Consider the following 14,155-nt stretch of genomic DNA (forward strand, 5'->3'; position numbering starts at 1 on the left):
GATCTGAAATCACCTGTAAGCCGCACTTACAACACCGTCGAAACCTATTCCACCGCAGCGAATACCCCATTCGCCGACAACGGCACCGCCCGCGCTGAATCCCACTCCAGCGCGACGTCCACATCCCCACCGAAACCCATTTCGATCAGCTCTCGTCCGGACGCACTGCCGCGTACTGCGGCCTCGATATCGGCATTCGTCTCGAAAGCCAGCGCCGCCATTTCGGCCTCCGGCGAGAGCGGCACCCGCCGCCGCTGCCGCAAGGCGGAGATGACCGCGCCCGCGCCGAGCAGATCCTCCAGCGCTGGCCGCAGCGAGCCGTCCGGCCACCGCTCCCCCGCCGCGATCACCGCCACCGGCTGTTCGCTTGTGCCCCAACCTCTACCGGCCAGCCAGGTACCGACCGCCGTGGCATTGCGCAGACACCCGGCCAGCACCGGGACGGTGCCGCCGGTCGCCGCCGCGATCGCGGAGCCGTTCGGCGAGGGCAACACCAGCCGCGGGGTGAACGGCGCGGCGCGCAGCACAGCCGGCGACAGGGACCACGGTGCCGCCGCGGTCACGGCGCCGCGGCCGACCGCGAGCGCGGCCTCGTTGCGCCGGGCGAATTCCGCCGCGGCTTCGTCGCGCCAGCGGTACGGATACACCCGCGTCCCGCGCTCGACGAGCACGGAAACCGCCGTGCTGAACGACAACACATCCACCACAACGAGGCACGCGCAGCCCGCGCCGACCGCCGCCGCACCGACCGGCCCCCAATCCTGGCGCACCCCATACGAATTCTGGCTGTAGCAATCCACAATGCCCATTCAACAACAGCGCCGACGCTTGTCAGGGGTGTCCACTGAATGACCGACAGCGTGTCGTGGTTGGGGGGTGCGAGAATTGGGGTGGCAGACAGGCGGGTGAGTTCGGTGTCCACGCAGAATCCGTTCCAGCGGACCCGGCAGGGGTTCGATCGGCTGGCGACCAAGGACAAATTCGCGGTGGCGCTCTCGGTGGTGGCCATCGTGGTCAGTGTTGCGGCACTGGTGGTTTCGACCGTGCTCGCGCGCAGTTCGAACGGCACGGCGAATTCGGCCTTCCAGCTCGCCAAGACCGAGGCACGGGCGCAGTTCACCACCACGGTGTTCATCCAGCGCCCGATCGGCGACAAGCCCGGAGTGCGCACCAATCTCGAGGCATTGGACAGCACCGAGACCTACGCCTTGAGCCGGGCCGAATCCACCGTTCCCGGTACCTATCTGGGGCTCACCATCACGAATCTGGGCACCAAACCGGTCGATATCCAGGACGTCGGATTGCTGACCGATACGGGCAGGCAGCGGGGTTACTGGCGCACCGAGGCGGTGGTACCGCCGATGAAGATCTGCAACGAAACCCACAGCCAGCACATCTATTGTTTCAAATTCCCGGTCGTCGTCCCGGTCGGCGAGCAGCGCACGTTCTATATCCCGCTGTGGGAGCGGGCCGCAGATCTGTTCGCCGCCAAGGCGACCCGGCCGGTCATCCTCGCCGTCCGCAGTCTGAACGCGAGTTATCCCGGCAACACGCTGATCCGGTCCACCCGGGTCACGGTGCAGTGAGCCGGGCGCGGAAGGGTCAGGGGCGGAACGACTTCGCGAGCAGTTGCCGGGCGACGCGGGCCGCCATCAGCGTGGAGACGCCCGCTGGATCCTGCGGGTCGTAGCCGGTGAGGTCGGCGATCCGGGTCAGGCGATAGGTGACGGTGTTGCGGTGGATGTAGAGGGCCCGCGCCATCGCGTTGTGATTGAACTGGTTGGCGATGTACTCGTCGAGCGTGCGGATCAGCAGCGGGTGCTCGTCGAGCGGCGCCAGGACCGCGGCCAGATTCGGCAGGGCGGCACCGGCGGTGGAGATCGCGTACTCGAACATCATGTCCTGGCGACGGCACGCCATCTCGGGCCGGTCCAGACAGCGCGCGGTCTCCGCGACGATCCTGGCCTCGGCGTAGGCGGCCGGGATGTCGGCGTGCCTGGCAGCGGGCGCCACGCCGATCCAGAAACCCGGATGCGGCCGATCGGCGCGCAAGCCGAGCCGGGCGGTGAGCGCCGCGACCGGATCGGCGGCGTCGTCCAGCGGGATCAGCGCGGTCCAACCGCCGCTGTCGCGGTGCAGGAACGCGCCGGGCAGCTTGCCGATGCGATAGCGCAGATCGGTCAGCCGTCCCGGCGTGATCTCGCCCTGCCGGACGGCCGCGACCAGGAACGCGTCCGCGAGCGGCGTCTCGAGCTCGCGCGCCCACTCGCCGGGATCGCGCCCGGCGAGCAGTGCGGCGGCGATCTCGTTCTGCTCCAACAGATCCCATCGCGGCTGGCGCGCGTCCTCGACCAGCGCGATCGCGATGCGCGAAAGCACGAGTCCGGCGTAGGTGGTCAACCGCAGGCCCAGTTCCGGGACGAAGGGATGGTCGGCCGGCGTCAGCGCGGGCATCAGCTGCGCCCAGAAGAAGGAGACGCCGACCCGATAGTTGGTCAGTACCTCGTCCAGCGGCATCCCGTCCCGCACGAGCCGCACCGCCCGTTCGACGAGCGGGCCGGTGTCCTGCTCCGACGGCTCCACGCCGTCGGCGGCGTAGCGGAAGAACAGTTCGACGTTGAGTTCGGCGCTCGGCACGAAGTCGGCGTCGAACATCGACTGCGGCAACTGCGCGTACGGCGGATCAGCAAACCGGAACTCGCTGGCCAGCGTCGCGGCACGCGCGCGAAGCTGCGCGATCATCCGCGACCAGTGTTCACTGTCGCCGGCAACCGGGGCGACCAGGGAGAAGTGCGTCATCGAACTTCCTAGCTACTCGGCACAACTCCCTCGGACGATACGCGTTCCCGGCAGCGGGGCGGCACCGGCAGGTGTCGCTCGGCGATGTCTCAGCTACCAGGAAAGCCGGGCGGCAGCGGCTGGAAGTCCGCCTTGAACTTCGGGCCCGGCGGCAGACCGCGCAGCACCGCGCTGGTCCAGGCCACCGCGGGCGGCCAGCCGGTCACCGCGTTGGTGATGTGCTCGGGCACCGGCACGGTGTAGAAGCGCAGGTCGGCGCCGCGTTCCCAGTAGGAGTTCACCGTCGGGAGCACCACCGAGGGCGGGATCAGTTCGTCCCAGAGCCCGTGCCACCACAGCACCGGGGTGTCGGGGATGTACTTGCCCAAGCTGTTGTCCCGCAACACTTTGATGATCTCGGGCGAGGACTCGAGCGACTTGCCTGGCTGGTAGTAGGCGCTGATCGGCCGGTACACGCCCGAGAGCGCGATGGTCGCGTAGCAGCGGCTCTGGAAGTCCCGCAGCAGCTGCTGCCCTTCGGCGGTGAGCAGCTCGTCGACCTTGAACACGTCCGGGTATTCGCGCGCCAGACTTGCCAGCCCGAGCCACATCGTGAAGTTGCTGGTTCCGGTCAGGCCCGGCTGTTCGCGCGTCGCGTAGGCGGCTTCGGCGACCAGGTCACCGGGCGTTCCGCCGATGGTGGTGGCGAGGATGCGCACGTCGGGCGCGTAGGTGGCGCGCAGTTCGGCGGCGCGGATCGACCCGGATCCACCACCGGAATAGCCGTAGAGCGCGATCCCGGAATCGGTGAGCCCCAATCCGGTGTCGTTCTTCACGGCGCGCAGGCTGTCCAGCACCATCTTGCCCTCGGCGTAGGTGTTGAACGTGTTGAACTTGCCGTCGAAGTCGGGCACGTTGATCGCGAAACCCTGCAGCAACCAGTACACCGCGAGCGCGGATTCCTTCATGGTTCCGGTCTGCAGCGTGTAGGACGGATTGCAGGACGAGCTGGTGGAGTCGATCGCCTCCTGGAACGACAGCACCGGACGGGCGCTGCCCTGCCACGGGATGCCCGGCACGATGACCGTCGTCGCGGTCACGATCGGGTTGTCGTGCACGTCGTTCGAGCGGAACAGCAGCTGCTTGGTGTACACCGGGAACGGCAGTCCGAGCAGGCGGGTCTGCACCTCACGCGAGCGCACGATCTGGCCCGGCGCGTACGACTCCAGGTCGGCCGGGTCGTCGTACCAGGGGTCCTCGCTCGGCGTCGGGATCGGCAGCAGGTCGTAGAGCTGCGGTTCGCTCGGCAGCTGCGGCAACTGGTTCTGATCCGGCGGGAAGGTCGGAAACCCCGGCTCCGCCGCAGCCATACCCGCGCCGCCCATCGCCATGAACGCCGACACCGTCAGTACGACGAGCCGCCGCCACCGAGACCTGTCCACTTGTCCTCCAGCACCATTGCCTGCCTATTGCCAGCGTCACACTGATGCGCCGACACCGATCATGCTCACAGCTCAGGGCGACGATGCGCTATCGGCATAACGCCGATGCTCCAGCGCTCCCGTTGTGCACATGCACGGTTCGACCACTCGCACCGGCACGCCTCACTCGGCGCGTCGCGCCTCCAGACTGGCGGCGTAGGCGAGGAGCATGTCGTTGACGACCCTGAGGACGGCCTCGTCCAGACCCGGCGGAGCATAGACGGGGCGGATCACCGCCTGCCCCGAGAAGATGTGCAAGATCGCGAAGCACAGGGGCCCGCGCAGTTCGGCCGGGAAGCGCATCAGACCGCGGTGGACGCGATCGCCGGGATGCGCCGCGGGCACTTCGGTCACCCATCGGCGTGATCAGTTCCCGCCGTGGTGAGCTCGCACGGCGACTTCGCGGTCATGGGTGCGCCCGACGCGTTCAACTGGCTCGTCGGCCGCGCCGAAGGTCGACCGGCGCAACCCGGTTGCGATATTCGCACGCTGCCGTCGACCTTGCTCGACCCCGCCGCGATCGGCACCCTCGGCAGCAGCGTCGGCGCCGCACTGTCCGCGCTGCTCGGCCTGCCGCTCGGAGTGGGCCGCTGACCGAGGATCAGCAGCGCGCTCGTTCCCTGGCGAGGGAGCGAGCGCGCTGTTCCTCGAATCTGGGGATCTTCACCTGCTCGAGATCGTCGAGATAGGCGCCGAGACGCTCCCGGATCTGCTCGCCTCGGGCGCTGAAATCGGTGCGGCCGAAGATGTTCCACTGCCGCAGCACCGGGGTCAGCACCTCCTCGAAGTGCTGGCGCAGGTCGTAGACGCCGTGCTTGGCCATCAGCACACCATTGCGCCGGAAGTTCGGCATGCCGGCGCCTGGCATCTGGAAATTCCGCACGATGGCCTCGATCGCCGCGAGCGCCTGGTCGGGAATGAGATCGAGCGCGGTGCCGCAGATCGTCCGATAGAAGATCATGTGCAGGTTCTCGTCGGAGGCGATGCGCTGCAACATCTTGTCCGCGACCGGGTCACCGCACACCCGACTGGTGTTGCGGTGCGTCACCCGGGTGGCCAGTTCCTGGAAGCTGACGTAGGCCACCGAATGCAGAAAGCCCGCACCGCTTTCCACGTCGGCCGTGCTCGCGCCGGAGGCGAACCCGTTGGTCATGTGAATCATTCGGGCCTGTTCGAGGGCCACGGGATCGACACCGCGGGTCACCACGAGATAGTCCCGGATGACGGTGCTGTGACGCATCTCCTCGGCCGTCCAGCGGCCGACCCAGGTGCCCCACGCGCCGTCGCGGGAGAAGTTCTCGGCGATCTCGCGGTGGTAGGAGGGCAGGTTGTCCTCGGTGAGCAGATTGGTGATCATGGCGGCCTTGGCCACCTCACTGAGCTTCGATTGCTCTGCGTGCCAATCGGTTCCGCCCAGCATGGCGAAGTTGCGGCCCTCGTCCCACGGGATGTAGTCGTGCGGGTGCCAGTCCTTGGTCATCGACAGGTGCCGGTGCACACAGTCTTCGGCGATCGGTTCCAGCTCGGTCAGAATTTCGCGTTGGGTCAGCTCACGCTGCACGCTCGATGCCTACCTTTCGATGTCGGATGATGTGACCGAGGTGAGGTCGCCGTCGTAGCGGCGATAGAGCAGCCGTCCTCGGCCGCTGCACGGATCGGTGCAGAACAGGAACGGTAAGCCGTACTCGCACAACCGTTGTGCGGCTTCGCGCTCGGTGAGATGGGGCGTCGGGTCGGGACGCACGGTGAGCTCGGCGGGCACCGCTCCGGTGGGCAGCCCGAGCCGGTGCTGCCGGGCCAGTCGCACACCGCCTGGACCCGCCCGGTACACCACCGCGTCCATCCCCGTCTCGGCATCGACGAACAGGTGCGCGTCGTAGTCCATCGTGGCGAGTATCGAAACAGCTTCGGCCACGGTGACATTCGACAACGCGCAGCGTTTGCGGCGCGCCACCGGCCTGAGCTCGGAGCTACGCGCCAGCAGCGGCCGCCGGGAATCCGGCCAGCGTGGGCGCACTACCCCGGCACGCACGCCGTCGAGTATCCGGTCCAGTCGCTCGGCGGCGAACATCGCCGCGAAACCGCCGGGCCCGATCGCCTGCGCGCGCACCGGCAGCTCCCCCATCTCGAGGTTGACCTGCACCAGCACCGGACCTTCCGGCCGCACGCCGGTGCCGATCCGCACCCGCGCGAGCGCGTCGAGCCGATGCCTGCGCAGCACCCAGCCGATCGTGCGCCGCGCCTGCGCGCATTGCGCGTCGGTCACCGCACCGCAGGTGGTGACCAGCGGCGTCGTGCCAGGCCCCGGGTGACCGAGCTCGGCAACTGTCATGACATGGCCCCGCTTCCTCTAGTCCGGCACGCTCAGCCGTCCCATGCCATCACCGGGCGCGCACGAGCGGACAGAGCCGAAGGTCACGGTGCGCGGGGACCGACGACCCGAACAAGACCTCTCCGCACGTCCGCCGGATTCCCCTCGTCCCGCTACCGGCGGGCATCATCGAGGTCGAACACGAGGGCCGAAACGGGTCGCGCGAAAACGACGAGGGTGGCACCCGCCGGAGTGCCACCCTCGTGAAATGTCTTGGAGTCAGGAAAGTTTCAGCGAACGCCCGATGATCTCCTTCATGATCTCGGTGGTGCCGCCGTAGATGGTCTGGACCCGGGCGTCCATGTACGCCTTGGCGATCGGGTATTCCTTCATGTAGCCGTAGCCACCGTGCAGCTGCAGGCACCGGTCGATGAGCTCGACCTGCTCCTCGGTGCTCCACCACTTGGCCATCGCGGCGTCCTCGACCGAAAGACGTCCGGCATTGAGGTCTTCGATGAATCGATCGACCAGCACACGCACCGCCGTGGTCTTGGTGGCCAGCTCGGCGAGCACGAAGCGGGTGTTCTGCAGGGCGCCGATCGGCTTGCCGAAGGCCTTGCGATCGCGGACGTACTGACAGGTCATGTCCAGGCAGGCCTCCATCGCCGCGGCCGCCATGACGGCGATGGACAGGCGCTCCTGCGGGAGGTTCTGCATCAGGTGGATGAAGCCGCTACCCTCCTGACCGAGCAGATTGGCGTTGGGCACCCGGACGTCGGTGAAGGTGAGTTCGGCGGTGTCCTGTGCCTTGAGGCCGAGCTTGTCCAGGTTGCGGCCGCGCTCGAAGCCGGGCATGCCGCGCTCGACCACGAGCAGGCTGAAGCCCATGGCACCCTTGTCGGGGTCGGTCTGCGCGACCACGATGACGATGTCGGAGTTGATGCCGTTGGTGATGAACGTCTTGGCGCCGTTGAGCACCCAGTCGTCACCGTCGCGGACCGCGCGGGTCTTGATGCCCTGCAGATCCGAGCCGGTACCCGGCTCGGTCATCGCGATCGCGGTGATGATCTCGCCCGCACAGAAGCCGGGCAGCCAGCGCTGCTTCTGCTCCTCGTTGGCCAACTCCAGCAGATAAGGCGCGATCACATCGTTGTGCAGGGCGAAGCCCAGGCCGGAGTACTGACCGCGCACCGACTCCTCGGCGACGATGGCGTTGTAGCGAAAGTCCTTGACCCCGCCGCCACCGTACTCCTCGGGCATGGCCATGCCGAGAAAGCCCTGCTTGCCCGCCTCCAGCCATACCGAACGGTCGACGATGCCCTGTTCTTCCCACTGCGCGTGGTTCGGTGCGACGTGCTGATCGAGAAACTTGCGGAACGACTCCCGGAACAGTTCGTGCTCGGGTTCGAACAGTGTGCGCTCCACACCAACCTCCTAGTGACCACACCGGCCGGACCACACCGACCCGTCGTTGCGACCTACGGTACCCGGAACCAGAATCGCTGTTCACTTCTGGGGCGGAATTGTTGCCCGACCAGGCACGGCACGCACGCCGCCGCGATCGGGCAGAGATTCGCCGCAAACCGCGGTGGCCTGGCCCACACTATTGCGACCCGGTGTTAACCCGCAGTCCAACTTCCGGTGAACACCGGCGTGCGACCGTTGGGCAATGGCGGCGACCCTCATCGCGACGGCTCCGACCGGTTCCGTTGCGCCTTCCCCCGATCCGGCAGACCCTCCCCCGGCACGCCCGGCCGAGCGCATCGGACTGGCCGCGCTGTTGGCCGGCACCGCGATCGCCTATCTGTGGCACATCACGGTCAACGGTATGGCGAACAACTTCTACGCCGGCGCCGCCTGGGCTGGTGCGCAGAATTGGAAGGCGCTGCTGTTCGGTTCGCTGGACCCCGCCAACTTCATCACCGTCGACAAGCCGCCGGTCTCCCAATGGATCATGGGACTCTCCGGTCAGCTGTTCGGCTTCAGCAGCGCGAGCATGCTCGTGCCGCAGGCACTCATGGCGGTGGGCGCGGTCGCGCTGCTCTATGCCGCGGTCGCGCGGGCCACGGGTAGCCGCGGCGCGGGCCTGCTCGCTGGTGCCGTCCTGGCGGCGACGCCGGTGGCGGCCATGATGTTCCGCTACAACCACCCCGACGCGGTGATGGTGCTGCTGATGACCGCGGCCGCCTACTGCACGATCCGCGCCGCCGCGCACGCGCGCGGGCGCTGGCTCGTGCTGGCCGGTGTCGCGCTGGGGTTCGCCTTCCTGGCCAAGGTGCTCGAGGGGCTCATGGTGGCGCCCGCGCTCGCGCTGACCTATCTGCTCGTCGCACCGACCTCGGTGCGGAACAGGTTGTGGCACTTGGCCGGTGGCGCGGTCGCGCTGATCGTCTCGTCCGGCTGGTATGTGGCGCTGACGGCGCTGTGGCCCGCGTCGTCGCGGCCGTACCTGGCCGGCTCGACGGACAACACGTTCCTGAACACGGTGCTCGGCTACAACGGATTCGGCCGCTTCCTCGGCGACACCGCGCCGAGCGGCCGGATCGACCTCCCCGAGGGATATCAGGCGCCGCCCGGTTTGCTGCAGAGCTTCAACGACTTCGGCGGGCCAGGGGCGGGCAGGCTGTTCGCCGGCGAGAGCGGATTCGAGATCTCCTGGCTGATACCGGCGGCGTTGCTGGCGTTCGGTCTGGTCATCGCGTCCCGCCGGGGCAACCCGCGGACCGATCCGGTGCGCGGCGCGGCGTTGACGTTCGGGTTGTGGCTGGTCACGATGGGCGCCGCGTTCAGCGTGATGGGCGCGATCGAGCACTCGTACTACACCCTCGCCCTCGCACCCGCCGTCGCCGGTGTGCTCGCCATCGGCGTGCACGAACTGTGGCGTCGGCGCGAGGAGGCGTTCGGCAGGCTCGGCACCGCCGCCCTCGTCGCCGCCATGGGTGGCTGGGCTTTCGTTGTGCTGCAACGCAATTCCGAATGGCAGCCGTGGGTGCGCTGGACCATCGCCGGTGCGAGCGCGGTGGTCGTACTCGGATTGCTCGGCACCGCGCTACCGGCGACGGCCGCGGCGCGGACGGCGCGCAGGCGGGTCACGGCGATCCTGGTGGTCGTGGGAGTCATTGCCGGACTCGGTGGTTCGACCGCCTACGCGGCCGCGACGCTGCCGCAGGCACATGCGGGCCGCAGCCCCGTCGTCGGTCCGGCCAAACCCGCGGAGACCGGGATCGCGGCGCTCGTGCGGCGCCAGACCCAGAACTTCGCCGACGGCGGCGCGTTCACCGCGCCGCAGATCGTCGCGATGCTCGCGGGCTCATCGACCACCTGGTCTGCCGCGGTGGACCGCGGTTCGGTCGCCGCCGCACTCGAATTGGCCAGCCACACACCGGTGATCGCCATCGGCGGCTTCGCCGACACCGACCCGGTGCCGACCCTAGAGCAGTTCCAGGGCTTCGTCCGCGACCACGAACTCAGCTACTACCTGGTCCAGGAGATGCAACTACCCGCGACCTGGCGCACCGGCGCGCACGCTCCCAGCACGCCCACACCGCCATGGCAGGTCACCGGCAAACCCGAGATCGCGGACTGGGTCGCACACCACTACCCCGCCACCCGCATCGGCAACATCGCCGTCTACGACCTCACCGCCCACCCCAACTGAGGACCCCCAGGCCCGTAGTGGGTCAGCGGCGGAGCCAGTCGCGCAGACGACCGGTCAGGTGGCGGCCGGAGTCGCGATCGCGTTCGGCGAAAAGGAATTTCAGCTCCTCCTCTAGCGCCTTGCGCGTGACGTCGCGCAATTCCTTTGCGGCCGTAGCGCGGTCAGGGGCGTCGCGCCACGGGGCCGGATCGATGGGGGTGCCCGCGGAGAAGTAGAAGCGTTCCGGGCGGGGCAGCACGGTGGGACCGATGCCGCGCAGCAGCGGTGGGGTCAGATCGGGGTTGAGGCCGAGGGCTTGCACGGTCCAGCGCAGCGGGCGCAGCACCGGATGGTCGCCGTCGACGACGATGTCGTAGGCGTCGTCGACACCGATCATCGCGACCGGCACGATCGGCGCGCCCGCTTCGATCGCCATGCGGGCGAAGCCGCTGCGGCCCTCCCATTTGAGAACGTACTTCTCGTTCTTGCGGCGCACCGCCTCACGCCCGCCACCGGGGAACACGATGACGGCGTCCCCGCGGCGCAGCAGGGCGAGGCAGTTGCCCCGGGTGCCGCGGACCGCGCCGTAGCGGTGCAGGAAATGCCGCAGGCCGGGCACGGCGATCAGCACGTTCTCGGCGAGCCCGCGGATCAGCCTGCCGCGGCGACGCAGCACCTCCGGCAGCAGCAGCGGGGCGTCGATCCCGCCCATCAGGTTGTGGTTGCCGACCAGCAGCACGGGGCCTTCGGCCGGAATGTTGTCCAGGCCGTAGAAGCGCGGGCTGGTCCACGCGCGCAGCGGCGCGAGCAGCGTCTCGATCACCCGCACGTCGGTGTCGGTCAGCGAGACGTGCAGTGGCGCACCGTCGCTGAGCGCCGGTTGCTCGTGCTCGAGTACGTCCGACTGCCGATCTCCGATACCGGCCGACCCCGCGCGGTCGTGCGACATAGCACCCTCCTGATGTCGTTGCGACCGACGATAGCGTAACGAAAACCACTGTGTCGCATCGCATGTGAGCCCCGCCACAGCCCGACCGGTCTGCTCCGCGCAGCCAGGGACCAGCTTTCGAGCGACTCTTCACCGCGAGACCCGCGAGCGCGACGCCGTGACATCGCACGCGACGCACCCGAGTCCGTCGACCGCCCGGACGACGCCGCGAACACCGACCGACCACGATGTGAGCGACTTAACGCCGCCGATCAACGCCTCACCCATCAGCTCCGCGCTTCCACACGCCGCAGTACCGCTGGGCGCATGGTGCTCATGCGGACGCCGAGCTCCCGGCACTTCGCACGTGGTCAGCGGGTGCGGGAACGCGGACCTGGTGTGCGAAGTTCGGCCGGGACCGGGTCAGGGAGCGGGGTGGCCGTTTGTTTCGGGGCCGCCCGCGTGCGCGTACTCGGCGAGGGCGGCGGCCAGTGCGTGCGGCACGCGGGCGCGGACGCGGGTGCCGCCCTCCTCGTGGTCCGAGGTGATGATGCGGCCGTCCGCGTGGATGCGGGCGAGCAGGTCGCCGCGGGTGTACGGGAGCAGCACGCCCACCTCGACGTCGAGGCCACCGAGCACTTCGGCGAGCCGATCGCGCAGCGCCTCGATGCCGATGCCGGCGTGCACCGAGACGAACTCGGCGTCGGGGAGCTGGCCGCGCAGGCGGGTCAGCGCCAACTGGTCCAGCGCGTCGATCTTGTTGACCACCAGCAGTTCCGGCGGCGCCACCGTGCCCTGCTCCTTGATCACGTCGGTGATCACCTCGCGGACCGCCTTGATCTGTTCGGCGGGCAGCGGGTCGGAGCCGTCGACCACGTGCAGCAGCAGGTCGGCGCCGGTCACCTCTTCCAGGGTGGACCGGAACGCCTCGACCAGCTGGGTCGGCAGGTGCCGGACGAAACCGACGGTGTCGGTGAACACGACCTCGCGGCCGTCGTCCAGGTCGGCGCGGCGGGTGGTCGGATCGAGGGTGGCGAACAGCGCGTCCTGCACCAGCAGACCCGCGCCGGTGAGCGCGTTCATCAGGCTGGACTTGCCCGCGTTGGTGTAGCCGACGATCGCGACGGACGGGATCCCGCTGGAGTTGCGGCGCGCGCGCATCGTGTCGCGCGCGGTCTTCATCTCCCGGATCTCGCGGCGCAGCTTGGCCATTCGCTCGCGGATGCGGCGGCGGTCGGTTTCGATCTTCGTCTCACCGGGGCCGCGCAGACCCACACCGCCGTTGCTGCCCGCTCGGCCACCGGCCTGGCGGGACATCGACTCACCCCAGCCGCGCAGTCGCGGCAGCATGTATTCCATCTGCGCGAGCGCGACCTGCGCCTTGCCCTCGCGCGAGGTGGCGTGCTGGGCGAAGATGTCCAGGATCAACGCGGTCCGGTCGATCACCTTGACCTTGACGACCTTTTCCAGCGCGGTCAGCTGCGCCGGGGTCAGTTCACCGTCGCAGATCACCGTGTCGGCGCCGGTTTCCAGCACGACGGCACGCAGCTCCTCGGCCTTGCCGGAGCCGATGTAGGTGGCCGGGTCCGGCTTGTCGCGGCGCTGGATCAGTCCCTCCAGCACCTGCGATCCCGCGGTCTCGGCGAGCGCGGCCAGTTCGGTCATGCTCGCGTCGGCCTGGGCGGCGCTTCCCGCGGTCCACACCCCGACCAGTACGACCCGTTCCAGGCGCAGCTGCCGGTATTCGACCTCGGTGATATCGGTGAGCTCGGTGGACAGCCCGGCGACGCGACGCAGCGAGCTGCGTTCGTCGAGCTGCATTTCGCCGACCGTCGGCTCGGCCGGGGTCCATCCCCCGGAACGCTTCATCCGTGCCGCGTGCTGGGCCACGACATCACCGATATCGGCATCATCGAACTCGCCGCCGGTCATATCGTTGTCGAAATCGGAGGTACTGATGTCCTCGGCCCCCTCGGTGAAATCTTCGGCACGGGTGAATTCGTCAGTGATTTGTTTCGTCATACAACGTCCATGGTCCCACGAGATACCGACATGGCGCATTCGGATATTCGGCACCGCCGTGCCACGCGTGTCCCGATCCGAGCTCGCCTCAGAGCCCCAGCCACCAGCTTTCGGCGATCCGGCCCGAGGCGAGCAGCACCGACGGCCCGCGCAGCGTCGCGACGCCCTCGACCAGCCCGACGGTCACTTCGCCGCCCGGAACGCGCACCCGCACCTCGCCGCTGTCGGTGCCGACGCGGAAGCCATCGCGCACCAGTGCCGCGGTCGCCGCGGCAACGGTTCCGGTTCCGCAGGAACGGGTTTCGCCGACACCGCGTTCGTAGACCCGCATGTCCACGGCACGGTCGGCGTCGAGCGCGGTCAGGATCTCCACGTTGACCCCGTGCGGGAACAGGTCGGGGTCGTAGCCCGGGGGCACGCTGAGGTCGAGCTTGCCGAGGGCGTCCACGGTCAGCTCGGGGTCGACACAGGCCAGATGCGGGTTGCCGACGTCGATCCCGATGCCCTGGTAGCCCCAGCCCGCGATGGTGGCGGTGGATTCGCCGAGTTCGCGAACCCGGCCCATGTCGACGGTGACCTCGCCGTCGACCGCGGTCGCGGCGTGCACGACCACCGGGCGTCCCCCCGCGCGGCTACCCACCACGAACGTATCGCTCGATTCGAGCCCGGACGCCACCAGGTAGTGCGCGAACACGCGGGTGCCGTTGCCGCACATCTCGGCGATCGAGCCGTCGGCGTTGCGGTAGTCCATGAACCAGTCGTTCTCGCGCACGCCATCGGGCAGTTCGGTGAGCACGCCCGCGGCTCGCAACGCCGCGGCGCGCGCGACCCGCAGCACCCCGTCGGCGCCCAGGCCACGCTGGCGATCACACAGCGCGCTCACCCGCGCCGGGGTCAGCTCCAGCCGAACCTCGGGGTCGGGCAGCACCACGAAATCGTTCTGGGTGCCGTGCCCCTTGGCGAACTCGAAATCCGACACGTACGTGTTCTCCCTAATT

At 68.7% G+C, this 14,155-nt stretch carries 13 protein-coding genes; 3 read left to right on the forward strand and 10 right to left on the reverse strand.

Annotated elements, in window-relative coordinates:
• Nucleotides 1-44: 44 nt before the first annotated feature.
• Nucleotides 45-809, reverse strand: coding sequence for a 2-phosphosulfolactate phosphatase (locus tag F5X71_RS24430; protein WP_167464130.1), 765 nt, complete (start codon nt 807-809; stop codon nt 45-47).
• Between the two features lie 105 nt (nt 810-914).
• On the opposite strand from F5X71_RS24430, the gene F5X71_RS24435 reads away from it, so the two are divergent.
• Nucleotides 915-1,586, forward strand: coding sequence for a hypothetical protein (locus F5X71_RS24435; protein WP_167464131.1), 672 nt, complete (start codon nt 915-917; stop codon nt 1,584-1,586).
• A gap of 16 nt (nt 1,587-1,602) precedes the next feature.
• Here the strand turns inward: F5X71_RS24435 and F5X71_RS24440 are convergent, their stop codons facing one another.
• The 3 genes from F5X71_RS24440 to F5X71_RS24450 form a co-directional block, all read right to left on the reverse strand.
• Entirely contained in the window at nt 1,603-2,799 is a 1,197-nt protein-coding gene (locus tag F5X71_RS24440) for a PucR family transcriptional regulator (RefSeq protein ID WP_167464132.1), read from the reverse strand.
• An 89-nt stretch (nt 2,800-2,888) separates the two neighbouring features.
• On the reverse strand, nt 2,889-4,169 hold the full coding sequence (locus F5X71_RS24445; RefSeq protein WP_167466698.1) for a lipase family protein: 1,281 nt from the start codon (nt 4,167-4,169) through the stop codon (nt 2,889-2,891).
• Between the two features lie 213 nt (nt 4,170-4,382).
• On the reverse strand, nt 4,383-4,613 hold the full coding sequence (locus F5X71_RS24450; RefSeq protein ID WP_174817129.1) for a hypothetical protein: 231 nt from the start codon (nt 4,611-4,613) through the stop codon (nt 4,383-4,385).
• A gap of 24 nt (nt 4,614-4,637) precedes the next feature.
• On the opposite strand from F5X71_RS24450, the gene F5X71_RS24455 reads away from it, so the two are divergent.
• The gene (locus tag F5X71_RS24455) at nt 4,638-4,853 is read left to right on the forward strand and encodes a hypothetical protein (protein WP_167464133.1); all 216 of its coding nucleotides are present in this window, start codon (nt 4,638-4,640) and stop codon (nt 4,851-4,853) included.
• A gap of 7 nt (nt 4,854-4,860) precedes the next feature.
• Here the strand turns inward: F5X71_RS24455 and F5X71_RS24460 are convergent, their stop codons facing one another.
• From F5X71_RS24460 to F5X71_RS24470, 3 genes are all read right to left on the reverse strand, one after another.
• Entirely contained in the window at nt 4,861-5,820 is a 960-nt protein-coding gene (locus tag F5X71_RS24460; protein ID WP_167464134.1) for an acyl-ACP desaturase, read from the reverse strand.
• A gap of 9 nt (nt 5,821-5,829) precedes the next feature.
• Nucleotides 5,830-6,591: a sigma 54 modulation/S30EA ribosomal C-terminal domain-containing protein gene (locus tag F5X71_RS24465; RefSeq protein ID WP_167464135.1), complete on the reverse strand. Its 762-nt coding sequence runs from the start codon at nt 6,589-6,591 to the stop codon at nt 5,830-5,832.
• Between the two features lie 258 nt (nt 6,592-6,849).
• Nucleotides 6,850-7,995 carry an acyl-CoA dehydrogenase family protein gene (locus F5X71_RS24470; RefSeq protein ID WP_167464136.1) on the reverse strand — a complete coding sequence of 382 codons (1,146 nt, stop codon included), beginning with the start codon at nt 7,993-7,995 and terminating at the stop codon, nt 6,850-6,852.
• Nucleotides 7,996-8,239: 244 nt separating this feature from the next.
• Here F5X71_RS24470 and F5X71_RS24475 point away from each other — a divergent pair, with 244 nt between their 5' ends.
• Complete coding sequence (locus tag F5X71_RS24475; protein ID WP_167464137.1) at nt 8,240-10,228, forward strand: ArnT family glycosyltransferase; 1,989 nt, start codon at nt 8,240-8,242, stop codon at nt 10,226-10,228.
• A 22-nt stretch (nt 10,229-10,250) separates the two neighbouring features.
• Here the strand turns inward: F5X71_RS24475 and F5X71_RS24480 are convergent, their stop codons facing one another.
• From F5X71_RS24480 to dapF, 3 genes are all read right to left on the reverse strand, one after another.
• Nucleotides 10,251-11,156 carry a lysophospholipid acyltransferase family protein gene (locus F5X71_RS24480; RefSeq protein ID WP_167464138.1) on the reverse strand — a complete coding sequence of 302 codons (906 nt, stop codon included), beginning with the start codon at nt 11,154-11,156 and terminating at the stop codon, nt 10,251-10,253.
• A gap of 402 nt (nt 11,157-11,558) precedes the next feature.
• Complete coding sequence (gene hflX, locus F5X71_RS24485) at nt 11,559-13,004, reverse strand: GTPase HflX (RefSeq protein ID WP_238816031.1); 1,446 nt, start codon at nt 13,002-13,004, stop codon at nt 11,559-11,561.
• 241 nt (nt 13,005-13,245) lie between these two features.
• On the reverse strand, nt 13,246-14,136 hold the full coding sequence (gene dapF / locus F5X71_RS24490) for a diaminopimelate epimerase (RefSeq protein ID WP_167464140.1): 891 nt from the start codon (nt 14,134-14,136) through the stop codon (nt 13,246-13,248).
• Between the last annotated feature and the right edge of the window lie 19 nt (nt 14,137-14,155).

It is taken from the genome of Nocardia brasiliensis (genome assembly GCF_011801125.1).
Lineage (GTDB): Bacteria > Actinomycetota > Actinomycetes > Mycobacteriales > Mycobacteriaceae > Nocardia > Nocardia brasiliensis_C.

What these genes read in the sequence shown, in the direction of transcription:
- F5X71_RS24480 (WP_167464138.1), bottom strand. Translation starts at nt 11,156, where the DNA reads ATGTCGCACGACCGCGCGGGGTCGGCCGGTATCGGAGATCGGCAGTCG.
- hflX (WP_238816031.1), bottom strand. Translation starts at nt 13,004, where the DNA reads ATGAAGCGTTCCGGGGGATGGACCCCGGCCGAGCCGACGGTCGGCGAA.
- F5X71_RS24430 (WP_167464130.1), bottom strand. Translation starts at nt 809, where the DNA reads ATGGGCATTGTGGATTGCTACAGCCAGAATTCGTATGGGGTGCGCCAG.
- F5X71_RS24465 (WP_167464135.1), bottom strand. Translation starts at nt 6,591, where the DNA reads ATGACAGTTGCCGAGCTCGGTCACCCGGGGCCTGGCACGACGCCGCTG.
- F5X71_RS24445 (WP_167466698.1), bottom strand. Translation starts at nt 4,169, where the DNA reads ATGGCGATGGGCGGCGCGGGTATGGCTGCGGCGGAGCCGGGGTTTCCG.
- F5X71_RS24475 (WP_167464137.1), top strand. Translation starts at nt 8,240, where the DNA reads ATGGCGGCGACCCTCATCGCGACGGCTCCGACCGGTTCCGTTGCGCCT.
- F5X71_RS24440 (WP_167464132.1), bottom strand. Translation starts at nt 2,799, where the DNA reads ATGACGCACTTCTCCCTGGTCGCCCCGGTTGCCGGCGACAGTGAACAC.